Source organism: Balneola sp. EhC07 (assembly GCF_001650905.1).
Classification (GTDB): Bacteria; Bacteroidota; Rhodothermia; order Balneolales; family Balneolaceae; genus Balneola.
The window spans coordinates 41,471-66,278 of record NZ_LXYG01000003.1 but is presented as its reverse complement, the minus strand read 5'-3'; the positions used below and the strand labels follow the sequence as shown (position 1 = coordinate 66,278).

At 36.9% G+C, this 24,808-nt stretch carries 18 protein-coding genes; 6 read left to right on the top strand and 12 right to left on the bottom strand.

The genetic code is table 11. The features are described 5' to 3' along the window. Positions 1–617, top strand: a 617-nt coding sequence (locus A8B79_RS02670; protein WP_235603530.1) for a hypothetical protein, incomplete at its 5' end; no start/stop codon positions are given. A gap of 162 nt (positions 618–779) precedes the next feature. Here A8B79_RS02670 and A8B79_RS02665 read toward each other — a convergent pair. Further along, complete coding sequence (locus A8B79_RS02665) at positions 780–2,213, bottom strand: hypothetical protein (RefSeq protein WP_066217670.1); 1,434 nt, start codon at positions 2,211–2,213, stop codon at positions 780–782. Positions 2,214–2,243: 30 nt separating this feature from the next. Next, positions 2,244–6,398 (bottom strand): lamin tail domain-containing protein, encoded by a 4,155-nt coding sequence (locus tag A8B79_RS02660; protein WP_066217669.1) that lies wholly within the window; start codon positions 6,396–6,398, stop codon positions 2,244–2,246. Between the two features lie 264 nt (positions 6,399–6,662). Between A8B79_RS02660 and A8B79_RS02655 the strand changes: the two genes are divergently transcribed. Further along, positions 6,663–7,040, top strand: coding sequence for a hypothetical protein (locus A8B79_RS02655; protein ID WP_066217667.1), 378 nt, complete (start codon positions 6,663–6,665; stop codon positions 7,038–7,040). Between the two features lie 27 nt (positions 7,041–7,067). Here A8B79_RS02655 and A8B79_RS02650 read toward each other — a convergent pair whose 3' ends face one another. Further along, a complete protein-coding gene (locus A8B79_RS02650; protein ID WP_066217664.1) occupies positions 7,068–7,823 on the bottom strand; it encodes an alpha/beta hydrolase family protein in 756 nt (251 codons plus the stop codon). A 174-nt stretch (positions 7,824–7,997) separates the two neighbouring features. On the opposite strand from A8B79_RS02650, the gene A8B79_RS02645 reads away from it, so the two are divergent. Both A8B79_RS02645 and A8B79_RS02640 read left to right on the top strand, forming a co-directional pair. Beyond that, the gene (locus tag A8B79_RS02645; protein WP_066217677.1) at positions 7,998–8,423 is read left to right on the top strand and encodes a VOC family protein; all 426 of its coding nucleotides are present in this window, start codon (positions 7,998–8,000) and stop codon (positions 8,421–8,423) included. Continuing rightward, positions 8,420–9,526: an SIR2 family protein gene (locus tag A8B79_RS02640; RefSeq protein ID WP_066217662.1), complete on the top strand. Its 1,107-nt coding sequence runs from the start codon at positions 8,420–8,422 to the stop codon at positions 9,524–9,526. The genes A8B79_RS02645 and A8B79_RS02640 overlap by 4 nt, the downstream gene beginning before the upstream one ends. On the opposite strand, the gene A8B79_RS02635 is transcribed toward A8B79_RS02640, so the two are convergent. Together A8B79_RS02635 and A8B79_RS02630 are read right to left on the bottom strand one after the other, a co-directional pair. Continuing rightward, positions 9,523–10,083, bottom strand: coding sequence for a hypothetical protein (locus tag A8B79_RS02635; protein ID WP_066217660.1), 561 nt, complete (start codon positions 10,081–10,083; stop codon positions 9,523–9,525). The two genes, A8B79_RS02640 and A8B79_RS02635, sit on opposite strands and share 4 nt — an antisense overlap. Beyond that, on the bottom strand, positions 10,080–12,047 hold the full coding sequence (locus tag A8B79_RS02630; RefSeq protein WP_066217658.1) for an ABC-F family ATP-binding cassette domain-containing protein: 1,968 nt from the start codon (positions 12,045–12,047) through the stop codon (positions 10,080–10,082). The genes A8B79_RS02635 and A8B79_RS02630 overlap by 4 nt, the downstream gene beginning before the upstream one ends. A gap of 315 nt (positions 12,048–12,362) precedes the next feature. Between A8B79_RS02630 and A8B79_RS02625 the strand changes: the two genes are divergently transcribed. Further along, positions 12,363–13,457: a CNNM domain-containing protein gene (locus tag A8B79_RS02625; protein ID WP_066217656.1), complete on the top strand. Its 1,095-nt coding sequence runs from the start codon at positions 12,363–12,365 to the stop codon at positions 13,455–13,457. Here A8B79_RS02625 and A8B79_RS02620 read toward each other — a convergent pair. Then, entirely contained in the window at positions 13,454–14,815 is a 1,362-nt protein-coding gene (locus A8B79_RS02620) for an aspartate kinase (RefSeq protein ID WP_066217653.1), read from the bottom strand. The two genes, A8B79_RS02625 and A8B79_RS02620, sit on opposite strands and share 4 nt — an antisense overlap. 120 nt (positions 14,816–14,935) lie before the next feature. Between A8B79_RS02620 and A8B79_RS02615 the strand changes: the two genes are divergently transcribed. Beyond that, positions 14,936–16,144, top strand: a complete 1,209-nt coding sequence (locus tag A8B79_RS02615) for an NAD(P)/FAD-dependent oxidoreductase (RefSeq protein ID WP_066217675.1) — start codon at positions 14,936–14,938, stop codon at positions 16,142–16,144. A gap of 23 nt (positions 16,145–16,167) precedes the next feature. Here the strand turns inward: A8B79_RS02615 and lysA are convergent, their stop codons facing one another. The 6 genes from lysA to A8B79_RS02585 all read right to left on the bottom strand — a co-directional run bounded on the left by lysA (position 16,168) and on the right by A8B79_RS02585 (position 24,740). Then, positions 16,168–17,331, bottom strand: a complete 1,164-nt coding sequence (gene lysA, locus A8B79_RS02610; protein WP_066217652.1) for a diaminopimelate decarboxylase — start codon at positions 17,329–17,331, stop codon at positions 16,168–16,170. Beyond that, positions 17,331–19,184 (bottom strand): cation:proton antiporter, encoded by a 1,854-nt coding sequence (locus A8B79_RS02605; RefSeq protein ID WP_066217650.1) that lies wholly within the window; start codon positions 19,182–19,184, stop codon positions 17,331–17,333. Before A8B79_RS02605 ends, lysA begins: the two co-directional genes overlap by 1 nt. Positions 19,185–19,259: 75 nt before the next feature. Next, positions 19,260–20,519: a histidine--tRNA ligase gene (gene hisS / locus A8B79_RS02600; protein ID WP_066217649.1), complete on the bottom strand. Its 1,260-nt coding sequence runs from the start codon at positions 20,517–20,519 to the stop codon at positions 19,260–19,262. Positions 20,520–20,609: 90 nt separating this feature from the next. After that, entirely contained in the window at positions 20,610–22,328 is a 1,719-nt protein-coding gene (locus A8B79_RS02595) for an asparagine synthase-related protein (RefSeq protein ID WP_066217648.1), read from the bottom strand. Between the two features lies 1 nt (position 22,329). Further along, positions 22,330–23,598 carry a lipopolysaccharide biosynthesis protein gene (locus tag A8B79_RS02590; protein ID WP_066217647.1) on the bottom strand — a complete coding sequence of 423 codons (1,269 nt, stop codon included), beginning with the start codon at positions 23,596–23,598 and terminating at the stop codon, positions 22,330–22,332. 20 nt (positions 23,599–23,618) lie between these two features. Beyond that, a complete protein-coding gene (locus A8B79_RS02585; RefSeq protein WP_066217645.1) occupies positions 23,619–24,740 on the bottom strand; it encodes a glycosyltransferase family 4 protein in 1,122 nt (373 codons plus the stop codon). Positions 24,741–24,808: the final 68 nt, after the last annotated feature.

Sequence of the window (24,808 nt, the reverse complement as noted above, 5' to 3'; positions counted from 1 at the left end):
TAGATAAAATGAATAGCTCCAAAATTATATTCTATTCTTTGATTAGCTTATTAATAATCATAGTTGGCTTTTTTGGTTGCAATAATCAAATGTCTGAGATTGAAGAAAAAGAGGAGTTACTTGAATACTTCTTATCCAATCTAAATGAGAATGATAATCCGATCTACTATGAAACTTTACCAAAAGAAAAGATCGTAGACTATTTGGATGAGGGCTTCTCTTTAGATAATGTATTTTTTCTATCCGAGCCCTCCGATAGCTTGGAGATTTATTTTTCCAAAGAGGTTATATCTGGATTTTCGGAAAGTATTAAGAACTACAAAAAAATAATTGTTACCGAAGAGTTGACAGACGGCCACAAAGTTGTAGAACAGAAAGAAATCCCAGATTTTTTAAAAGATTCATCAATTCCTCCGCCATTTAATTATTCAGGTTTTAATAATGTCTATTTTTTATCCACTCCAATTATTTCTGAAAACAGGGGAATTATTTTTATAGACAGCTATGGTGAAAAAGGATTAGGCATCACCATTAGGTTTTATATAAGAAGAAATAAAAATGCTCCATGGGAAGTTATTGATTCAGGTAGTGTTCATGAAGTGAGATATTATCAATGAATAAAAGGTTGATGAGATAATGGTTAATGTTCAGCACTCTTATACCATGATTTTAATTGCTTCAGCAAATCTATATGGTTTCCTTTGTTGGAGTAACATTCACATCTCTTAAGAAAAAAGATAAAATCGTTCAATACAATACTTTACAAATGCTTTGATAAATTATTGATAACTAAGTTTAAATATTGCTGTTTGTTCATTGTCAGAAACTAGAAGGATATCCCCATTTGGAAGCTTCCCCCAACCAATTTGCGAAGTTAAAGTAGCTTTAAATTCTAATGTTGTTGTTGGGTCATAACGGAAATGATGAACAGGTTTAGATAAAGTATTTAGTTCTTGATTATATATTTGATATGCAATCATTGCATCCGGTTTAGTTGGACTAATAAAAATAATGACTTCATTACCATTTTGAGAAAATGAATAAACCGGTAAGTTAGGTAGTCTTGTAAGTATTGGCTGCCTTTCTTCTAAAGAACCAACGACTTCCTGTTTTTCATTTAAAAAATTGTACTTTAATACTTTGGTTGGGTTTTCATTAGGACCTCTTCTTTCAAAAATTAAGACTTCATTTTGATTTAAACGATGAGCTCTCGGATTGTAAAATCCAACTGAAAGATCGTTAAGCTTTTTCCAGTTCTTTGTATTTAAATCGTACAGTTCAATTGTGTATGATTTTTCAGTTTCGGAGTCACTTCCAATTGCAAGAGCGATATCATTGCGAACTTTAATCAACGTTTCTATTTTTTTTATTTTTGAGGTGGAAGAAGTCTGGCGTAAAGCTTTCGTCTCAGTATCAAATAAATAAACTTTAGATCCCAAATATTCAGTTATAAGAATACTCTTTGTATTAAAAAAAGCTGAATAGAAATAATGATCTAAAGACCAGTTTGAGTAACCAAACCAAGTTAGAGTTTCTAAGTCTAGAAAAGAATAGCCGTTTTTATCCAGCCGAACGGCTCTATCGTCCGAAATTATATGGGTTCTTGGATTATCCCCGTTAGGTGGATTGGGTATATTTTGCCATGCTTTAGTTTCAGAATCATAAACACCGGATTTAAATCTAGAGTAGATAGTTGGATTGGTAACCATTATTCTATTTTCATCCAATTGAACAACATCAACACCCCACCAATGCACGTCACTGTGCATCTTTGGTCCCTCAATTATATGAGAAAAGTTTAATTCACCAAAAGAATGGGCAGATTCAATTCCAAAATCATGTAGCAGTATCTTTATTTTGTAAGTATAAAACCCAGGTTTTAATATTGTGTCTTGAATAGAAGTAGTTTCTTTATCAAACTCTCCTACAAATTCTTCTAGCCCATACATATCTATTTTGGAAACTTTGTAACTGTAGCTATAGCTTTTTTCAACTTCAGGCCATTTAATTGAAATAGTTTTCTCAAATTTTTCAGAACTGATATCACTACGTATAACATTGAATTCAACTGTTCTCAGATTTTCTGAAAAACTCTCTGTAAAGTCAGGTTCAAAACTATCTGACTTTGGATCATTAGAATTATTTCTTTCAAATGTTGGACCTTCTGAACAAGTAATAAATAATATAAGTCCTATTAAGTACGAGAATTTCATATCAAATTATAGATGTTTTACTTGTTACATTCAAAACTTTCTCGCAATAACCACGGTTTCTTTAAACGTTCGATCTCTTCCGGCGGCGCTGTTATAGGCTTCAAAAAGCACGATGTGGATTCCCACTCTGTTTTTGTTTCCGGAATCTGTTAGCCCATCCCAAATTAAACTACCTGAAAATCCTGCAGGCTTGCCGTCTGCTAATTCACGGACTTCTCGGCCATACCGGTCATAGATTCTGACTCGTAGCAAATAATCAGCTTCATCCAGTGTATAATTGATAGTTAAGAAATCCTCAAACCCATCATCATCGGGTGAGAAAGGATTTGGAGTAAACGTAATTCCTGAGTTATCCGGAGCAGAACCGAATTCCTGATAAATAGAATTTTGCTGAGCGGGAGTTCCTCCGATTACTTCTGTACTGGAACTCCAGTTGCTTTCATCGTTACTTGGTCCGGTTGGATTGATCTTTTCCAGAGCCACACCATCAACGCTTACACGATTCGGATTTTGCCAACTCTCATCATAAAAAACAGAATCAATAGTAGTTCCTGAACTGTCAGAAATGAAGATCGCATCTCCCGAAGCAGACAAGCTTAAACTAGAACGATCGATCTGCATGGTAAACTGATCCGATTGAGATTCCATGCCAAAATATTCGGCTAGTTGACTTTCAGAAAAATCAAAGGTTTGATCTTCAGCATAGATCAGAAAATATCCGTTAGGCTGAATCCACTTGAATTCAGATGAAACGGGATCAAGCCGATTGACTTCATTATCCTCATCGGGAGCGTCATTCAGAAAGATCTCTTCCAACGAAATGGCGTAATCCTGAGTGTTGTACAGTTCGATGTATTCGGTTTGATCCGGTAGATTGTCTTCGTCGTCAGAAAGCGGATCATACAAGATCTCATTGATGACCACAGAGCCGGGAGTGATTTTTTGAGAGATCTGTCCGGATGCAGATGAATTTACGTTTCCGACTACATCTGCAAGATCCGTAATTGAAACTTCAATGTGCTCATTCGTCGACAAACCCGAGCCATCCACGGTTACTATATTTGCTTCCGTTGGAGAGAAATTTAATACAGAACGTTGTTGTCCGCCTGCACTTATCGTACTTCCTGAAATATCCACAAACTCCGAAAAAGCGATAACCACATTACCGTTTTCCTGAAGCTTAGCAAAAATGATCTCAGGAGAAATAGTATCTAACTGAAAAACTGAATTTTCAACACCGGCACTGTTTCCGGATTCGGAAGTGTTGCTGTTCCAATTGTTGGGATCGTTGGAAGCACCGTTAGGATCTTTTTTTTCAGCAGAAATTCCATCCTGATTTCCACCAAAACGTTCGGTGTAAAACAAACTATCTATGGTAACTCCGGATTCATTTTTAAGGATAATTCCATCGCCGGAGTCGTTGAGTGAAGGAAATCCTGAAAGGAAAATCCCGTTTGACAGTGAGCTGGCAAAATTCTGACGATCCGTTAACACCACATAATTTCCGGCTTCAAGAGAAGTTCCCTCAGGCAGCGTGGCGGAATTATCAGCAGCATCAGAAATGGTCCAATTGCTCAGATCAAAATTGTTGTCAGAATTGTTAAACAGCTCGATGAATTCCGGAGAGTTTTCATTCTCTTTTTGATAGAGGATCTCATTTATGACAATATCAGAAGGTTGGGGAGGAGAAAATTCCAGATATCGTACCGTTGTGGAAATTTGAGTATTCGTGTTCCCGAAAATATCCTGCTGATCGTTTATCGTTATGGAATAAGTAGTTTCATTTTGCAAAGTCTCATTAAAGATCAGGGTTACTTGATTTCTATTCTGAGAAATCGAAGAGACAGACAGAGATGGTGAAAATGTGTAGTTGGAGACATTTTGTGCAGCACTTTGTTCCAGCCGCTCATCATATACAAGAGTAACAGAAGTGTTATTTAGAGCAAAAGCATTTTCTAATGCGGGCGCTTCGTTATCCCGGCTCACAAGGTTGGGCTCAGATGGCGTGGCAAATTGAGGAGAAGGACTATCACCCCAGTTTTCCTGATACTGACCGGTTACAGAAACAGATCGTCGCTCCAAAGAAACTTCATCGCCTCCCCAGTCTTGAGTATAAGTAAGTGAGTCGATAGCAACTCCGTCCGCATTTTTTAAGACGATAGCATCAGTAGTATTATTCAAGGTTGGAAAACGGCTTCCCATTACTACTCTTCGATTTGGTTGACCTACGCCAATGGAACTGTCCGGAGTTAAAATTATATATGGATTATCCGGAAAGCCTGAAGTGGGTTCTGTTTTTCTGAAAAAGAAATCTTCGTTTGTTAAAACCACTTCGTTGCCGGAGTTGTCACTTAAAGTCCACCCTTTCAGGTTAAATGCTTTATCTGTTGGATTATAAATCTCCACAAACTCGGTAAGCGACCCCGGAGGATCATATACAAACTCATTGATGAATACGTCACCCGGTTCGGCTGTTTCTGTTTGTATGTATTGAAAACTTCTGCTTATGGATGGATTTATGTTACCAAATATATCTGCCTGATTGTAAATGATAATTTCTCCACCACTGGGTGTATTTGGGATTCCTCCTTTAACAACGAGCTTTACAGAGTCAGGCTCCAGAAAAGTTGCGACAAAAAAAGCGTTTTGCCCTTGAACGGCTTTGGTGTTCAGAGCGATTTCGTAGTTATCCGGATTGCCGGCCGAATCAGGATTGATACGTTCTGTGAATGTGAGGATGAATGTAGAATCATTAACGATGCTCAAAGTTTCCAGATTTGGAGATGTATTATCCTGATCAACTTCATTTTCCATTCCTGCTGTTCCAGAATTTGGATTGGGTGAATCGTCCCAGTTTTCCATAAAAACAGATGGAGCCGTTGGGCTTCTGCGTTCCAACGCCACATTATCGCCGCCCCAATCGGGTGTGTATTCTAAAGAATCAATGGTAGTACCATTCTCATCGTAAAGACGAACCTGATCAGTTGTGTTATTGAACGCCGGAAGTGAAATTTGTATAGCATACACATTTCCGAAAACACTTTTCAGAGCGGCAGTATCAGAAGTGATAACTACAAAACTATCAGGAAAAATGGCAAGATCCTGATCGGAGATTACACTGAGAGAACCGTTATCACCTAATTCCCAATCTTTCAAATTGAGCAAACGAGATGATGTGTTTTTCAATTCCACATATTCTTCAAGTGCTCCGGGTGGATCTTTTAAAAATTCATTTATGATGATATCACCTGATTGATATTCTTCAAACCTGAATAAAGTAATGGTGGTGTCAGTCAGGGTGGTTTGGTTGTTGGAATCTTCTATGGAAGTAATATCAAGATCAAAAGAACCGCTTGGTAAGTTGCTGCCAAATACCAATTCAACAGAGGAACCAGAAGGCTGATCAATAGTTGTCGGATTTAAGTTGCCGGGCGAAATTGTAAAATCGGAGTTTTGTATGGTTGCAGGATTGTAATTTTTGCTGAAATTTACATTGATCGTGGTAGCGTTCAGTACTGTAGCATCAGCAATTTGTATAGGGGGAATATCAATTTTAAAATCGAAGAAGAATTTATCAGCTCTGGTTGCTGTGTATGTATTTTTGAACCCCAAAAATGAAGTGGAGCTGTAGGTGTTATCCGTGCCCGTTGCTTCTTCTACAGTTACACTGGAATATGAATTTGCCACTGAAAGCGCCCAGTTTCCGGAAGCATCTCTGTTCACACGAACTCTGAAGTCGCCACCATCTGAAATATCGGTTGTTCCGGTTAGTACTTCTCCGTCTTTGGTTCCGTCAGTGATTCGGAATAATCTGAAAACATCTCCCGAACCATCTTCTCCGGCCTGTAGCATATATCCATCTATAGCCTGATCGAAGTTAGCGGAGTCACTCATTAAGTAGATCTCAGATTTGTTTCCATCAGAAGGATTGAATCCGTCTAAACGAATAAAGAATTCCCAGAACCCAATTACGTTTGTTGATGGAATGCTCAACTGAGAAGAGCCGGCGGAAGCAGCATCTTGCTGAAGTAATACATTGCCGATTTCAGTTACAAAAGTAAAGTCCGCATTATCTCCGGTCCAGTCAGAAATATCCTGATCGGAAAAGTCATCCTGAAAATTTGCCGATTGAGCAATAATCAGGGACGGGATAAATATAAGAATTACAGTGATGAGACCTCTCATGCACAGAGAATAGCAGAGTGAAAGCACTTAATCAACAAAAGCTAAAAAAATGCCTTAATGAGGGTTCAAAAAAAAGAGGGTAAAAGAATATTCCATCTTTCACCCCTGGAAGGACATTGAGGGTTGAGCCCTCAAATGTATGATTAGTAATGTTTCCCTCAACCGTATAGTTAGACAGTTTCATGAGGAAGTCCTTACAGATTTTTTGTACCTTTTTAGAAATAATTATTTCGACAGTTAAGTCAATAAAAAACAGTTAAAAATATGCGAAGCTTACCATTTGAGATCGATCAATTGAACGGCGGATTTATGTTAGTGGAAGGAATCCTGAGCGTGAAAGGCCAAAAATTGTTCATCGAATTTCAGAAAAAAGATGCGATAATGGGAGCTTATAAATCAGACTTAGCTACCGTAGAAATTCCATTTTCAGAAATTGATATGATGGAATACAAGAAAGGGCTCTTTTCTACTAAATTGATCATTCATGGAAAAAATGCAAGAGCGCTTTCTGAACTTCCGGGAGACGAGCTTACATCAAGAACAATGAAAGTGAAAAAGAAGAACAGAGATATCGCTGCTAATATTTCTTCCAAAGTAAATCTCGAGCTTTCAGAAATGAAATTGAAAGAGTTGGATGAGTGAACATCTCCCTTCGAAGGGAGATTTTTTTCAAATATATTTCTCAGCCCAGGTGCCTAAAACTTTTCCTATATACAGGCTGTCTTCTTTTTCAGATAACAGGTGATCTGCTTTATCGAGGGATATAAAACTCTTCGGGTGTTTGGCTGCAATAAAAATTTTTGAGGCGTTATCAATTCCTACTGTATTGTCGATAGGAGAATGAAATACGATCAAAGCTTTACCAAGATTATGAATAAATTTTTTCATGCGGGTTTCTTCAAGGTCATCGATGAATTGTTTCTTGATGGTGAACGGACGTCCGGCTAAGCTTACTTTTGCTTCTCCTTTTTCGTTGATCTCATCAAGGCTCATTTCAAAGTTCTCTTTAACATGTGCAGGTTCCGCAGGGGCAGCAATGGTTGCAACTGCTTTTATTGCTTCCATTTTATGAGAAGCTTGAAGTACAGCAGCTCCGCCTAAGGAATGTCCGATCAATATGGAAGGGGCTGAAAATTCTTTATCCATGTATTCATAAGCCTTAACCAGATCATCAACATTGCTTGAGAAGTTAGTATCAGCAAAATCCCCTTCACTTTGTCCAAGCCCTGTAAAGTCGAAGCGAAAAGTAGCAATTCCAATTCCCGCCAATGCTTTTGTGATATTACCCACTGCTTTCAGGTCTTTTGAACAGGTAAAACAATGAGCAAATAAGGCGCAGGCTTTAGTATCTCCATCAGGCAGGTCAATTTTTGCAGATAAACTTTCACCCGTTGATCCTGTAAACTCTATTTTCTTGGATTCCATTCTTTTCTATTAAGGATTATGAATATTAAAAATGCCACTAAAACACAGAATCACAAAAAATAATTACTCTATTTTTTTTAAGTTAGATCAATCAAGTTAACTTCGCTAAGCCAACGATCTTAAAAGTAACTAGTTAGTGTTTTTGTGATTCCTTGGCTTCATAAAACACAAGATATGAGTAAAAACATTCCACCATTTCATCTGGCATTTCCGGTTAAAGATCTGGAAGAAACACACACCTTTTATACTGAAATTTTAGGTTGTTCAACAGGCCGATCCTCCGATCATTGGATCGATTTTAATATGTGGGGACATCAGGTAGTAGCACATCTCAGTCCTGACGAAGCCAAAGAATCAGCTAAAGGAGCAGTAGATGGAAAAGGAGTTCCGGTTCGACATTTTGGTGTAATTCTGGAAATGGATGAATGGCAGGCACTTTCAAAAAGAGTGGAAGAAGCCGGAATAGAGTTCATCATAGAACCTTATATCCGTTTTAAAGGTGAACCCGGCGAACAGGCAACCATGTTCTTTCTGGATCCCAGCGGAAATGCGCTAGAGTTCAAGGCATTCGGAGATAAGAGCCAGATCTTTGCTAAATGAGTGAGCAAACAAAAACGGTGTTTGTATTAGGTGCAGGCGCGTCACATGATGTCGGGGCTCCTCTTGTAAATAATTTTCTAGATGAAGCTTGGAAGCTTTGGAAAACTGGCAACATTCAACCTGACCAAGAAAAATCATTTAAAAGAGTTTTTTCAGCATTAGGAGAATTACAAAGGGTACATTCAAAGTCAAAATTAAATCTTAATAATTTAGAATCAGTATTTTCAATTTTTGAAATGTCCTCTTATTTAGGTCATTATTTTAACGAGCCGGATGAAGGGAATAGAACTACACATGCATCTGAATTCGTAAAAGCACTTAAAGAATTGATTATTGTCACGCTAGAAAGGTCGATTAAATTACCGATTGCTAATGGAAACATAACGCCTATGGGTAGTTATGTTGATTTTGTAAAATTAGTAAATAGGTTAAGAAGAAAAGGACAGCCTAACCATGATGTTAAAATAATAAGTTTTAACTATGACCTTATGTTGGATTTAAGTTTTGAAAAAGCAGGTATAGGTGTTGATTATGGTTTAAAAGCTTATTCAAGTTCTAGGAATCCGATACCTATTTATAAACTCCATGGATCATTGAACTGGGGAGTTGAAGAGGAATCAAATCAGATTATACCATGGGATTTTGCTTCTTATTTTTCGAATCGTTCATATGGTTATCACACAGATGGTGGTTATTTGACATTAGGATCTCATATTTTAGATGGGGAATTCAAAAAAGAAAACGAAAAAATTGGGAAAGAAGTTTTTTTAGTGCCACCAACATTTAATAAAACTTTCAACAATAAAGAAATAAGAGAAGTATGGAGAAAAGCTTCTAAAGCTTTAAGTGAAGCAGAAAACTTATTCATAATTGGGTTTTCATTGCCAGAGACAGATCTTTTTTTTAAATATTTGTACGCTCTTGGAACGGCCGGTATAGATCTTTTTCAAAGGCTCTGGGTGTTTGATCCTAAACCAGAAGGAAAAGAAGTAGATGTTAAATATAAAAAGTTGTTAGGCCCTGGTGCTGAGCTTAGATATAAGTATCATCCAAATAGATTTGATGAAGCAATAAAAATTTTAAAAGAAGAGTTTAGAGTCTAATTTTTCTCTTCAATAACCTTCATCTCAGAAGTCAAATAGGTTCCAAAAGTAACTACATTTCGTGATTCCCAATATTCATTAAGTTCACCTTCAGGATTGAAATAGTGATAGGTTCTGGAATTTTCACCATCAAAAACGGCAATTTTATATGATCGGGATTGATTTGAAATCGGAGCCGGCGTATGATTTTCGATTTCCTTTTGATCAGGTATAGTATAGATCATAAGAAATTGGACCACGTTTTCGAAATCAGACCAACCATAAGCAGGAACCAAAGGGATTTCGCGGACTATCTTTCTTGTTAGCGGGTCGTTTGTGTCGTATTGCAGAACAACTCCTGTCCAGGAAGTATCAATTTTAGTGAGTTCATATTTAACACGTTCATTGATGGTTACGGCAATAGAACGGGAAGTATCTGGTTTAGCAGCGGATTGTTGAGTGTTATTCATCTCTGAAGAAAGCTCAGGTTTTAGTAATGCAGGTTCTGATGTCCCACAGCTAATACTTATGATTGCAATGCAAAGAGATAATAATAGATGCTTAGTATTTAATTTCATGCTATTTCTTGTTCTATGGCTTCAATTCTATTGGCATATTCTTCCCATTTTGAATATTTGTCTGTAAGATCCATTTTTATATTCTCATATTCTAATGAGGTTTTCTTAACCCTGTCCGCATCATCGTAGAAATCAACTTCTGCCATTAAAGCTTCAATTTCATTTTTTCTGCTTTCAGATTGCTCGATCTCCTTTTCAACTTTTTCTAACTTCTTTTTAATGGGATTTACTTCTTTACTGATCTTATTTCTGCGTTCAGCTTCTATCCGTCGTTGTTCTTTTCTTGAAAGAGAGCTGTCATCTGAAGATGCTGATTTAGATTGCTCTGATGCTCCCGAGTTTTTTTGAGCTTCAGCTTCTTCCTTTTTCTTATCAAGGAAATAAGAGACATTACCAAGGTAAGTACGAACTCTGTTTTTTTGAACTTCCAAAACCTTATCTACAATAGGATCTAAAAAAGCACGATCATGAGATACAATTACACAAGTTCCTTCATATTGTTGAAGAGCTTGTTGCAGGATGTTTTTACTACTCATATCCAAGTGGTTTGTAGGCTCATCAAATATGAGAAAGTTGGCAGGGGAGAGTAACATCTTTGCCAGTGCCAACCGGCTTTTTTCTCCACCGGAAAGAACTTTAACTTTTTTGAAGACATCATCACCACGGAAAAGGAAACTCCCCAAAATAGAACGCAATCGGCTTTCTTTTTCGTTAGAACCCGCACTCATCATTACTTCAAGTGCATCTTTTTTAAGATCCAGATCTTCTGCCTGATGCTGAGCAAAGTAGTTCGTAGTTACTTTATGTCCTTCGTTTCGTTCCCCACCCTGAATAGATTCTATCCCGGCAAGAATTCGGATCATAGTCGACTTTCCTGCGCCATTTGGTCCAACCACGGCAATTTTATCACCGCGTTCGATTTCATAATCCAGTCCATCAAAAACTACATTATCACCGTAGCTTTTCTTGATGCTTTCCAATCTCATCACAACCTGTCCGCTTCTTTCAGGTTCGGGGAAGCTGAATGAAACATTAGCCAGCTCATCTTCAACTTCAATGCGATCTATTTTCTCAAGTTGTTTAACTCGACTTTGAACCTGCCGAGCTTTAGATGCTTTATACCGGAAACGCTCAATAAATTCTTCCGTTTCTTTGAGTTCTTTAGCCTGATTTTTCTGTGCATTGATCAAAAGCTCACGCTCTTCTTCCCATTTTCTTTCGTAAAAGGAGTAATTTCCGGAATAGTCACTCATTTTCCCTTTCCGAAGAGCAAGTGTTCTATTGGTGATGGTATCCAAAAACGCCCTGTCATGTGAAACTACAATTACAGCACCTTCATAGGAATTCAGAAAATTTTCCATCCATTGCAAAGATTCAATATCCAAGTGGTTTGTAGGCTCATCCAAAAGAAGGTAAGTAGGTTTTTTAAGGAGAAGCTTAGCCAAAGCAATTCTCATCAACCAACCACCACTGAATTCGGTGGTATTTCTGGAAAAATCTGATTCTTTAAATCCAAGACCCATCAGAATCTTTTCAACGTCAGAACGCAAAGTATAGAGACCGGAAGCTTCCAGTTTGGTTTGCAGGAGACCGTATCTTTCGAGTAACTTTTCATGTTCGTCAGATTCAGGATCTGTTTCTGCCAGTTTTTGTTGAAGTTGATTTACTTCTTCTTCGAGATCAAAGATCTCAGAAAAAGCAGTTTCAACCTCTTCGATCACGGTGAGCTCAAAATCAGGATCAACACCATCCTGAGGGAGATAGCCAAGGGTTTCTTCATTGGAAAGAACAATGGAGCCCGCATCCTTTTCCTGAATACCCATGATAATTTTGAGTAAAGTTGATTTCCCGGCACCATTAGGGCCAACCAAACCAATTCGTTCACCCGGATTTATCAAGGTTGAAATTTCGTCAAGTAAATCCCTGTCGCCAAGGGCAAGAGATATTTTTTCTAATTGGAGCATTTAGTCATTTTATTCAAAGACTTCTAAAATAGCCATAAAATGAAGCCTTTAACACTAAAGCTTGATAATTTTTTATACATTCTTTTAGGATGAGTGTTTAACTATGGTATTCTTGAGATGAAGAAAAAGGGCTGATAGTCATTCCTGTGAAGCCTGCCTGCGGCATAGGCAGGGTAGGAATCTGAATTGTACATTGAAACTGAATTTCTTTGACTAACATAGATCAAGATTTCAGGCATACGCTGTGGAATGACCATTGTGTAATGAGAGTTGTATTTTCTCAACTCAGCTTAAAATTGAATTAAAAACCAATCAATGACTTTACTGATATTTTATTTGATACTGGCAATAGGTGTTTCTTTTATGTGTTCGATTCTGGAGGCAGTTTTATTGTCAATTACTCCGTCTTATGTTGCTGTATTAGAGAATAAAAATGCGAGTTCAGGTAAAATGCTTCGCAAACTCAAACAAGATATAGATCAGCCTTTATCAGCAATTTTGAGTTTGAATACAGTTGCTCATACAGTTGGTGCTGCCGGAGTTGGTGCTCAGGCTCAGGTTGTATTTGGGAATGCATACGTTAGCATCACATCAGCCGTGCTCACCTTATTGATTTTGGTGCTTTCTGAAATTATCCCAAAGACTTTAGGAGCCACTTATTGGAAAACTTTAGCCGTTCCATCAGCAAGAGTAACCGGTGTTCTAATTGTTATTACTTACCCGCTTGTAGTATTGTCAAGATGGATCACAAAATGGTTATCCAAAGAAGAAAATCAACCGTCTATAAGTCGGGAAGAGATCGGAGCAATGGCAGAAATTGGTTTTGAAGAAGGAGTATTTGAGGAAGGGGAATCCAATATTTTTAAAAACCTGATTCGATTTAGCTCTCTTAAGGTTCTTGATATCATGACTCCCAGAATTGTGGTGGTTAAATTCCAGGAAGACATGACCATCAATGAAGTTCTTGAAAACAAAGAGGAACTCAGAGTTTCCAGAATGCCGGTTTTTGGAGAAAATGAGGAAGATATTACCGGTTATGTTTTGAAGAATGATTTATTTCTGAACCAATCGGAAGGAAAGGGAGATAAAAAATTAAAAGATATTCGAAGAGAAGTCTTGATCATTCCAGAAGTAATTTCATTGAAAAATGTGCTCGAAAAACTATTGGAAAACCAAGAACATATTGCAGTAGTGGTAGATGAATATGGAGGGCTGGTCGGAGTAGTTACTATGGAAGATGTAGTCGAAACTCTGCTTGGAATGGAAATTGTAGACGAGATCGATGCCATCGAAGACATGCAAAAACTCGCTCGTGAAAAATGGAGAACCCGTGCTAAATCACTTGGTATTGTAATGCCCAAAGCAGCTACAAAAATTCAGCCTGATAAATCAGATAAAGAAAATACTTAAAAAAGAGAAGAGTGAATCTTTTGTGCTGTTTCAACCATGATTGTTTGATCAACCGCTAAATTCAGAATTCTTTTTTGCTTTGTGTAAGATATCATGCCTAAAGAGACAGGTTGTATTGCATCAAAAATATCGTTGCTAAGTTCTGTTGCATCAGAAGATCGATAGCCAATAATACTGATCAATCCTTTTTCTCTTTCAAGGTCAACGTTGCCGATCTCGATCAGGCTTTTGGCGATTTCATCCAGCTTTTCCGAATCAGAAAGAGCAATGGTAACCGAAGCTTCCGTTGTGTTGACTGCATCAACAGCTAAACGGTGATCTTCGAGCGCTTTAAAAACCCGGGTAAGAAAATTGTATCCCATAACCGTTTCGTAGGCGCTCACAGTTAAAAGCGCCATATCTTCTTTGAAAGAAACAGCCAAAGCTTTTTGAGTCTGTGCGCTTTCTCTGATGATTCTTGTTCCGCTTTCCTCAGGAGCAAACATGTTTTTAACAAGAACAGGAATATTACGTTCTTGGGCAGGTTTCAGTGTGGATGGGTGTAATACTTTAGAACCAAAATAAGCCATTTCTGTGGCATCAAAATAACTGAGCTCAGGAATCGGCTTTGCGTCTTTTATGAATCTTGGATCGCTTGTGAAAACGCCACTTACATCTGTCCAGATCTCTATGCTTTTAGAGTGGAGCGCTCCGCCGATCAGGCTGGCTGAATAATCAGAACCTTCAAAACCCAGAGTTGTTGTAGTTCCGTCGGGAGCTTCACCATAAAAACCACCTATAACAGGTGTAAATCCACCATCAAGAAGAGTCTCAAGTGAGCCGATCCTTTGATTGATCAATCCAAAATTAGGAAAAGCATTTCCATAGTTGTTATCTGTTTTGATGATCTTTTTAGCGTCAACAAACTGAGTAAGCTGGTCGGTTGCCAAACCACATTGAGCGAGCAAGTAAGAAGAGATCTGCTCACCTATGGATGCAATGGCATCTTTCATGGCAGGAGTAAGTTCTCCTACCTTGTGAGTATAGGTTAAGAATTTGTGGAGTAACCCGATTTTTTCATCCAGCTTTTTCTCGCAACTTTCTTTGATGAGTGTTTTTTTGGGATGTGGGTTTTCCTCAAGAAAATTCTGGATAATTTCCAGATGACGAAGTTTGATAGCGTCGCCCAATTCTAAAGCTTCGTCTAACTTATTATCAGCAGCTAGTTTGCCTGCTTCTATAAGCTGACGTGTAGTTTTCGCAGTTGCTGAAACCACAACAATTGGATATTCATAATTCTTGATGATCTCTAAAACCTGCTTCCAGGTTTTGTGATCATTCATTGAGGTGCCGCCAAATTTTAGTACGTGTAGATCCATTCCGATATTTATTAAGCGATGAAAATAAGGGTTATTGAATCGGATTGCATTCTTAAAACAGGATTAAGTTCCATAAAATTAAATGATGACTTAAAGAACTGTTATCTTGTACTTAAAAACATGAAAGTTGCTGTTATTGGCGGTGGAGCTGCCGGATTTTTTAGTGCTATTTCTGCTAAAACGCATAATCCTGATGCACAGGTAACGATCTATGAAAGATCTGACAAGTTGCTTTCAAAAGTTCGTATTTCGGGCGGGGGCAGATGCAATGTCACACATCATTGTTTTAAGATCCATGAATTAGTAAAATTTTATCCAAGAGGAGAGAAGCCGCTTAAAAAAGCATTCGGGATATTTTCCCCAACAGATACTATTTCCTGGTTTAATGATCGGGGGGTTGAGCTAAAAACAGAATCAGATGGACGCATGTTTCCGGTAAGCGATTCTTCTCAAACGATCATTGATTGCTTAATGAAGGAAGTGCATAATTTGGGAATTGGAATTAAAACGAAGTCTGCAATCAAGACTTTGAAAGAAAGCAAAAACGGTTTGATTCTTGGTTTTAAAAATGGAGAAACCAAAGAAGTAGAAAGAGTTGTCGTAGCAACCGGAGGAAGTCCCCGAACGGAGGGTTTTAACTGGCTTCGTGAACTGGGGCATAATACCGAAGAGCCCGTTCCTTCTTTGTTTACCTTTAATATGCCTGATGAATCTATTACAAAATTGATGGGCGTAGTTGCTGACCCTGTGTCTGTAAAGATCATGGGTTCAAAACTTAAAAGTGAAGGACCATTGTTGATCACACACTGGGGAATGAGTGGTCCGGCGATCTTAAAGCTTTCTTCTTTTGGAGCCAGAGAACTTAACGAAATGAATTATGAATTTAAGACCCTTATAAACTGGACTGGAGAATTGTCAGAGCAAGAGATCAGGGAGACTTTGAAAGGAGTAGTAGAAGAATATGGCAAAAAAAGGATCCATAATGTGAATCCATTTGAATTGCCGGGTCGACTTTGGGAATTTTTGATTGAAAAAGTAGAAGTGGGAGAGAACATGATCTGGCAAAATATGGGAAAAAAGAACATTAACAGAATGGTACATATTCTGATGAATGATGAATATTCCGTAAGCGGAAAAACTACTTTTAAAGAGGAATTTGTTACTTGTGGAGGGATAAGCCTACAGGATATTGATATAAAGACCATGCATAGTAAGAAGGTGCCAAATCTCTATTTCGCCGGTGAAGTTTTAGATATAGATGGTGTAACCGGAGGGTTTAACTTTCAGGCTGCATGGACAACGGGGTTTATAGCAGGGAAGCTGAGATAAAAATACCTATGAGTTGTTTAAAATCACCCAATCTCATCCGAGAAAGCAGTTCCGATCTCGTGACGTAAGTTATACCTGCTCTTCATAACTTCACCATAAGCACCACAACTTCTGATGGCAAGAATATCACCTCGTTTCAATTCAGGAATCTCATAATCCGTTCTGAAAACGTCTGAACTCTCACAAATCGGACCAACGATATCGTATTGCTTGTTGGTTCTTCCGGATTGATCTGAAATGATCTGAATTTCATGTTTTGCCTGATATAAAGCAGGGCGGATAAGCTCGGTCATGCCTGCATCAATTATGGCAAAGTTTTTCTCGATCCCTGTTTTGGTATAAAGTACACGGGTAATAAGACTTCCTGATTGACCAACAACAGAACGACCCAATTCAAAGTGTAATTGCTGATGAGATTTAAGCGTCAGATGTTTTTCAAACGTTTCGAAGAATTTTTTGAAATCCGGAATTCCACTACTGTCGGGGCTCGAATAATTTATCCCGAATCCACCTCCAACATTAATGATCGTAAGCTTATATCCTTTATTTTCAAAAACTTCATTCAACTCATTAGCTCTCAGGCAAAGTTTTTTAAAAGGCTCAAGCTCCTCGATCTGTGAACCAATATGAAAATGTATTCCAATCAGTTCTATATGCTTTAAAGATGGAAATAATTCGAAAATGTCCGGAAGATCTTTTTCGTTAATACCGAATTTATTTTCTTTTAAACCGGTAGTAATATACTTATGAGTATTAGCATCAACATTAGGATTGATCCTTAATGCAACCTTTGCAATTTGGTTGTTCTTCGAAGCTAATTCGTTGATTACTTCCAGTTCCTGAACCGATTCTACATTAAAGCATAGAATATTATTTTCCAGACCGATCTCGATCTCAATATCTCGTTTTCCTACACCTGCAAAAGCAATTTTACTTGGAGAAAAACCACATTCGATGGCTCTTTCTACCTCGCCTCCGCTTACACAATCTGCAGATAAGCCGGCTTTAATGACTTCATTCAAAATCCGAGGGTGAGAATTTGCTTTCAAAGCATAGTGAACATGATAGCCTTTAGAAACTCCATGTTCGTTTATCTGATCCAGAGTTTTTCTGAAAAGGTTCAGATCATAAAAATAAAATGGAGTAGTTCGGTCTTTGAAAGAGTCGAGTTGGTAGTTAGAAAACATCAGTGCGGCAAATTAGGATCTGGTTTTTGATCCGTTTCATTATCTGATGGATTCTTCGAATCAGCATCTTCTGAGACAAGACCTATGATTGTATCTCCCGCCTGAGGTGAGGGAGGATTATCCAGCGAAAAAGGCTCTATTGTATTTGAACTTGAAACCACAAATAAAGGTAATGCTTTATCGCCATATTTTTTCTCATAATTTTCAAAAGAAAACTCAGGCGTAATTGGGGTCTTTCGGATACCAGCTCCCGATCTCAAAAATTCTGAGATCTTATCAAAGTTCATCTCTTTTGAGAACAGTGTACGCCCACCAAGGGAATCATTTGATTCTAATTCCTTTTTGCTTGCTGTTGAAAGCGGTGGTAACTGGAATACCGAAGAATTACCGAAGATCTCTGCAAACTGAATAGCTGTTAATGAATTCACTTCGTCGTTAGGAGTCAAGGCTAGAGTTTTTCCAATTCCATCCAGATCAATTTCATCCATGGCATACTCTGAAAGTATATTTCCATAATACGTATCCAGTCCGGACTTTCTGGCTTTGGTTATATTTTCCCAGTTAGAATCGGCAACCAATACTTTAAATCCAAACTCTTTGATCGCATGAGCAATCATCCTGGCCCAGTTGTGGGCACCAACAATAACCACGCCTTTTGGAGCAGCTTTGGCAACACCTAAGAGCTTTGCAACCGGGCTCGCTGATAATCCATAAATAGTTACGGTAGCAATAATTACAATAAAAGTATACGGAACTAATTGTTCAGCATCGGCATAACCTTCCTGTTCTAATCGGAGAGCAAATACTGCAGATATTGCAGCGGCAACGATTCCTCTCGGAGCCATCCAGGCAACAAAAGTCTTTTCTCTCCAATTAAGATTAGAGCCAAGTGTTGAAAGAAAAATCGCAGCAGGGCGTATTACTAAAATAAGTGCTACTAAAAATAATGCGGCTTTTAGATTAAAGAATTCAAGAGCTGATACTTCTAATCTTGATGCCAGAAGAATAAACAGAGCAGAGATCAAGAGTACCTGAAGGTTCTCTTTAAATTCTATGATGTGTTTAATGCGAGCAGACTTCTGATTGGCAAGAATGATCCCCATCACAGTTACGGTTAAAAGACCGGACTCATGCTGTAAATGATTTGAAATCACAAACACTCCAACAACAACCATCAGAGTTACCGGATTTTGCAGATAATCCGGAATCCAGTGCTTTTTGAGAGTGAAGTACATAATTCCGGCACCGATGGCCCCAAAGAATGTACCGTAAGCGAGTGTTTGTATAATTACTAAACCGGCGTGACCATCCATATTTGAAAAACCACCTGAAATGATGACTTCAAAAACAAGAACAGCCATCATAGCTCCGATCGGGTCGTTTACAATTCCCTCCCACTTTACTACAGAGCCGGCAGTTTCTGTGGGTCGCACTTGCCTGAGTAAAGGCACAATAACGGTCGGTCCTGTTACGATGAGTATCGCTCCAAACAGAACGGATAACTCTAATCCTAAATCTAAAATGTAGAGTGCTGCCAGTGAAGCTAATGTCCAGGTAACAACAACTCCAATAGTAATGAGCTTGATTACCGTACCGCCAATTTTTCGGAACTCAGACATTTTTAAGCTGAGTCCACCTTCAAAAAGAATAATAGCTACGGAGATAGAAACAAAAGGGCTTAATAAATCGCCCATAAGTTTATCGGGATCAAGTAAACCGGTGACGGGTCCGGCAATAATTCCGAAACCTAATAAAAGTAAAATTGCAGGAAGTTTTGTTCTCCAAGCAAGCCATTGAGCAGATATCCCCAATGCCAATACACTTGCAAGACCAACAGCTATATATTCAGACATAAATTAAAGTTAGTTTAATTATCCATTTGGAGTATAAGTCGGAATAACTCTTTTTACCAGTATGGCGTTTGTTTTTTATTGAGAAAGTTTGGAGATAATTTCATCGATAGATAATTGAGCTTCTTCACTTTCTTTCATGTTTCTGAGAGTGAATTTCTGTTCCTTCAGCTCATTGTCTCCAACTATCAATGTAAATGAAGCATTTTCTCTATTCGCATCTTTCATTTGAGCCCTCATCGAGCGGTCAAGATAATCCATTGTAGCTGAAACCCCATTTTCCCTGAATAAAGGCAAAGTTTTTAATGCCCATTTTCGAGCATCTTCACCAAGGCTAACAATAAACACATCAACTTTTTTCTCTTCTGCCAGTGAGATTTCGAGTTCTTCACAAGCAATAAACAGCCTTTCCATTCCGGCTGCAAATCCAACGGCAGGAGTAGGTTTGCCTCCAATTTCTTCAACAAGTAGATCATATCGACCACCGCCTGCCAGAGCATCCTGAGAGCCAAGGTCAGAGCTTGTCAATTCAAAAGCTGTTCTTGTGTAATAGTCCATACCTCGAACTAAAAGAGGATCAAGTGTGTATTCGATATTTAATGAAGAGAGCATTTCACAAACCTGTTCAAAGTGGGCTTTCGATTCTTCATTTAAATGATCACTTATTACAGGGGCGTTCTTGATGAATTCCTGATCTTCGGGTTCTTTGGAATCCAGAATTCTCATAGGATTTTTTTCGAATCTCTTTTGGGAGAGCTCACTCAGTTTGTCAAAATGTGGTTTGAGGTATTCTTTTAAAACAGATTTATAGTTTTCTCTGCTTTCAGGATCACCAACTGAGTTTAATTTCAATTCGAAATTTTTGATTCCAATTCTTTGATAAATGCGAATCATAAAAGCAATACATTCTACATCTGCAACCGGATTATCAGTACCTATTACCTCAACTCCAAATTGATGGAATTGTCGCTGTCTTCCTTTTTGAGGTCGCTCAGCTCGGAACATCGGCCCAATGTAATACAGTTTTTGAGAACCACCTCTTTGGTCCAGGTGATGTTGAACAAATGCTCTTACGACAGGAGCTGTTAACTCAGGACGAAGCACATAATTACTTTCCCCTTTGGTAAATGCAAAGATCTCTTTAGTTACAATATCGGTAAGTTGGCCAATGCCTCGTTTAATTAATTCAGTTTGCTCCATAATTGGAGTTCTGATCTCTTCAAAATTAAACTTTGCTGCTTCTTCGTGAATGATATTTTCCAGCGCTCTCCATTTCGGAGATTCATCCGGAAGTATATCTACCATTCCGAGGTGTGTTGTATATTTTGCTTTGGCCATTTGTGTTTTTGTAAGAAATCTAATTCGGGTCAAAGATAAGGTTCATATAGATGAATTTCTTACTGAGAGAATATTAAAGTCAATAGATTTTCAATCAAGCTGATTGAGATATAATTTCACAGTAAATAGTGTTGATACAGCAACCATTTTACTAATAGGGTTGTCTTTTTCAAAAATAAGAATTGCGATCTCTTTTAATTCTTTATCAGGAAGAACCGAAATGTTTTCGTAAAAAAGCTTTGTGAAATTTTGTTCTAGTGCAGGACTCTTTGAAAACCATTCAGTAAATGGATTCATATTATCATATTGTTTATCGAAAAAAGAATAAACTTTATTCAAGATTTTTTTTCTTTGATACCCCATTTCAACTTTAAAAAGTGAAGTTGGTTTTACACCTGCTTTTTCCCACTTAAAATCTGAGACTTGAGGGAGTTTTTTATTAAACCAATCCAGATAAATAGCTTCGCCTTTTTTTAACTCAGGAGGGATATTCAAACAGTATTGTATTAACTCTTTATCATAGAATGGGGATGTCATATCAAAGAAATGAGAAGAAGTTCTGTCTCCATTAAAAGTGAGATTAAATTGTCTTTGCTCAAAAGCGAAAATTTCATCTGAACCTTCAAAATCATATCTATCCAAAACTTTTGGCAAGCGATCTATTCTTTGAGTAAGCAATGGATCTCTTACCATTCCAAACTTACTTGCATTCTCAATCGAAATTTTTCCTTTACTTGAAAATGATCCGAAAAGAACGTCCCCAATTTGCCCAGAATGAACACTCCCGTATTCGCTAAAATCTATATTCTTAACAGAGCTGTATAAATGTGCTGCTCCTAGAAATGCTGCCAGACCATCGTTTGCTTTAATATACTCTGTAATGTCATTTAAAAGATAGGAACCATCAAGAGGATTAAAATTATGATTGGTGTGATACCGTTTAGAAATTTTTGAAGCAATTTTATGATCACTGGTACCGATTTCGGCAAAATTCAATGTAGTTATTTCATTAAACCCCAGTTCTAGAGCAAGCAGAAGATTTACTCTGGAATCTAAACCACCACTCAAAAAAGAAAAGTGCTTGTAATTATATTCATTGTCTTTACCCCATTCATTTTGAACGGAAGATTTTAATAAAAAGTCCAGCTCTTCAATCACCTCTTTCTTAGATTTATTAGTTGACTGTTTTTGTAACCGGAAAAAGGGTTTGATGCCTAATTCAAAGGTGTTCAGGTCAATTTTTAAGATAGAGCCGTAAGGTATTTTTTTTATCTCTGTTATGGGCATTGAATCATCAAGTAGAAAACCCATTATCAAAAGAGACTTAATGGCATCAATATCAAGATTGACAGAAAGATTGAGATCTTTAAGTAAAGAAGAAATAAACTTCCCTTCAGAAGAAAGAGTGAATAGCTTATTAGATTTATTTATGTGATAATAAAGTGGTTTAGACGATACAGGATCAGTAAATGCATAAAATACTCTATTCTTTTTATCATAAATAAAGCCACAAAATTGGCCTTTTAGTTCACTAATAAAACTAAGTCCCGAATTTTTGTACTTAGATAATATGAATTTTTTTGGATCACTTGAATTGTATATAACACCTTCTATTCCTAAAACTACTTCATCATCTTCATATAGAAACCGGTCGTTAGTAAACTTATTGATCGTTGATCGCCCATAAATAATGTCCTCACCCCGGAATTCTTCATTGATTGTATGCTCAAACTTTGAGCTAAAAAATCTATTAAAATTATTTTCAGGAATTTCTTTTATAGAACTGAAAATGGAATACAATCCTGCCATACTATTTTTTTGCTAGTTTTAAGAACCAATTAAGATTATAACACTGAATTAATAATCCTGTTAAGCTATAAAGGCCGATTGCCAGATACACATTATTGAAATATACACCAGTTAATAAACCTAATATTCTTAACACTAAATATACAATCTCTATAACAAAAGCTTTACGTTGCCTGTTTCTCAAGATTGGCAGATAAGCTAATGGTGATACTACAAAAACCAAATATATATAAGGGATCATTAATTGAGTGTATTCACCAGCAACTCTCCATTCATTTCCAAAAACAAAATCAAATAACCAAGGTGCAAAAATCATTAAAATCAGAAAAGGAATAAGTCCAATTAAGGAAAGTTTCTTAATAGTTTCGATAGTAACACCATAAATATCTTTACCTTTATTCAAGCTTTCGGTGACCTTCCTGCTAAAAACCTGATAGGTAGAAGCGCTTATTAACGTGATGGGTAGAAAGGCGATCTTCAGGCTTTGATTGAAGTTTCCGACAACATCAGCAGTAAAAAAGGAAGCTAAAATTAAAATTGGAAAACTTGCAGATACTGTATTAAAGAAGGTGTGCAGGGCAGTAACCTTTGGAAACTCCTGATATTCAAGAGCAATCATTTTTAAAGTCTTGGGCTCTTCTAAATTTGATGTAAATCGTGATTCCTTTTTAAGGAAAAAATAGCTGGTGAAAAAGCTAAAGACATCTCCAAATACCCTTCCAAAAATGAGACCTTTAAACCCAAAGCTTAAAAACCCAAGCCCTAATTGACTTGATGTTGTGCTTACACTTTTAGCAACAGTTGAAAATGCAATGCTTTTATAGCTTTCAAAGCGATTTAAAATATTTTTGAATAGGTTGAAAAATCCAATGGTCCATATAGATATTACAGAAAGATAAATAAAGCCTTTCAGATTAGGAGTATTGATAAGGTTGAGGATCAAGTCTTCAAAAAAAAGGAGAACAATGAAAATTACAAAGCCTATAATCATAATGATTAAAGAACTTAGTTTTAAGAGCTTTAAAGCCACTGAATCTTTTTTTGGAAGTAATACAGCCGCATCAAATTTAAGTGAAGCTATTGCTGCAAATATTGATACAAAAGATCCAAATACTCCCAGTATCCCATATTCTTCGGGCGTATAAATACGTGTCAGAATTGGAGAAAATAGTACACTTATAAACTGAGAGAAGATTGTCCCACTCATCAAAATAAGTACGTTCTTTGAAGAAGTACCTAAAAATCGTTCTATCGTTTTTTTAAAGATCATTTTTTAAGGATAGAAGGCATTTAATCAGTAATATCATTATACACTTCAAGTATCTTATTCTTTTTTATTTCAGGAGAGAACTTTTTAATTACGTGCTGTCTGATTTTTTTCCTGTCAAATTGATCCAGCGAATGTATCATTTTATCGATGGTAAGAGCCAAAGAAGCGCTGTCACCAGGCTCAGTTAACATGCCATTCACCTCTTCAATTATGGTTTCAGGACCTCCAGACCTAGTTGAAATTACAGGAACGCCACATGCATTAGCTTCAATAATAGACAAACCAAAACCCTCTTTCAAACTTGGTAAAACAGAGAAGTCGGCATTTTCATAAGCATCTCTGAGTTCATTTCGTGAAGATTCATTTTGTATTTTCACAGAAATATTTTCAGGTAAATTTTCTACTATTTTATTTACTTTAGAGAAGTATTCCTGATTTTTTTGAATAGAAAAAATTTTTAACACTATTTTTTTTTCTGTACGGATTTCATTTAAAGCCATTACCAAAAAAAGGACTCCTTTTATAGGAGTAAGACTTGCTACTGTAACAATATTGATCGGTTCGGATGGGGAGTTTTTTTTGAGCGATGATTCTAGCCAGAAAGGATTAATAGAGTGAGGTATAGAATAAATCTTTTTCTCTAATTCAGGAATATAGCCTAAAATATCTTTTTTTAATGAATTACTGACTGTTATAATAGCAGAAGCTTTCTTAAGAGAATCTTTCAAAACTGGAAACCAGATATAGTCATCTTTATGAATGTTCCAATCACTGCCATGAATAGTTATTACTGTTGGCTTATCCAAATATGAAACAGAAAGCCCCGCAGGAATTAAAAAGTGAGAATGTATAATATCAAAGTCTTTATAGCGTGATAAATTTTTTAATTTCTTAGAAATATAATATCCCTTTTTAATTTTAAAGTATTTAAAAGGAAGAGAAAAATAGGATAATTTTTTTATATCAATATTTGGTGTAAAAACCTTGTGATTTAATTTTATTCTGTTAAAAAAAGTATTTACTACGGCAATTGTAAAAGAAGCGGAGTGCTCTAGAAGCTTTATCTCATCGAGGATAAAGATTCCTCGAGCAGGATGAAAATCATCAGGAAAAGAATGAGTGACTGTGAGTATTTTTTTCATTTCAACTTTAGAATTTCTGAATCAATCAATTGATAACAAAATAGCATAATACTAATTATTTAAAATCA

Bases quoted from the DNA above. Each gene is read 5' to 3' on its own strand.
- A8B79_RS02665 (WP_066217670.1), bottom strand. From the start codon at position 2,213: ATGAAATTCTCGTACTTAATAGGACTTATATTATTTATTACTTGTTCA.
- hisS (WP_066217649.1), bottom strand. From the start codon at position 20,519: ATGGCCAAAGCAAAATATACAACACACCTCGGAATGGTAGATATACTT.
- A8B79_RS02655 (WP_066217667.1), top strand. From the start codon at position 6,663: ATGCGAAGCTTACCATTTGAGATCGATCAATTGAACGGCGGATTTATG.
- A8B79_RS02605 (WP_066217650.1), bottom strand. From the start codon at position 19,184: ATGTCTGAATATATAGCTGTTGGTCTTGCAAGTGTATTGGCATTGGGG.
- A8B79_RS02635 (WP_066217660.1), bottom strand. From the start codon at position 10,083: ATGAAATTAAATACTAAGCATCTATTATTATCTCTTTGCATTGCAATC.
- A8B79_RS02625 (WP_066217656.1), top strand. From the start codon at position 12,363: ATGACTTTACTGATATTTTATTTGATACTGGCAATAGGTGTTTCTTTT.
- lysA (WP_066217652.1), bottom strand. From the start codon at position 17,331: ATGTTTTCTAACTACCAACTCGACTCTTTCAAAGACCGAACTACTCCA.
- A8B79_RS02620 (WP_066217653.1), bottom strand. From the start codon at position 14,815: ATGGATCTACACGTACTAAAATTTGGCGGCACCTCAATGAATGATCAC.
- A8B79_RS02595 (WP_066217648.1), bottom strand. From the start codon at position 22,328: ATGGCAGGATTGTATTCCATTTTCAGTTCTATAAAAGAAATTCCTGAA.
- A8B79_RS02615 (WP_066217675.1), top strand. From the start codon at position 14,936: ATGAAAGTTGCTGTTATTGGCGGTGGAGCTGCCGGATTTTTTAGTGCT.
- A8B79_RS02645 (WP_066217677.1), top strand. From the start codon at position 7,998: ATGAGTAAAAACATTCCACCATTTCATCTGGCATTTCCGGTTAAAGAT.
- A8B79_RS02640 (WP_066217662.1), top strand. From the start codon at position 8,420: ATGAGTGAGCAAACAAAAACGGTGTTTGTATTAGGTGCAGGCGCGTCA.
- A8B79_RS02650 (WP_066217664.1), bottom strand. From the start codon at position 7,823: ATGGAATCCAAGAAAATAGAGTTTACAGGATCAACGGGTGAAAGTTTA.
- A8B79_RS02590 (WP_066217647.1), bottom strand. From the start codon at position 23,598: ATGATCTTTAAAAAAACGATAGAACGATTTTTAGGTACTTCTTCAAAG.
- A8B79_RS02630 (WP_066217658.1), bottom strand. From the start codon at position 12,047: ATGCTCCAATTAGAAAAAATATCTCTTGCCCTTGGCGACAGGGATTTA.
- A8B79_RS02585 (WP_066217645.1), bottom strand. From the start codon at position 24,740: ATGAAAAAAATACTCACAGTCACTCATTCTTTTCCTGATGATTTTCAT.
- A8B79_RS02660 (WP_066217669.1), bottom strand. From the start codon at position 6,398: ATGAGAGGTCTCATCACTGTAATTCTTATATTTATCCCGTCCCTGATT.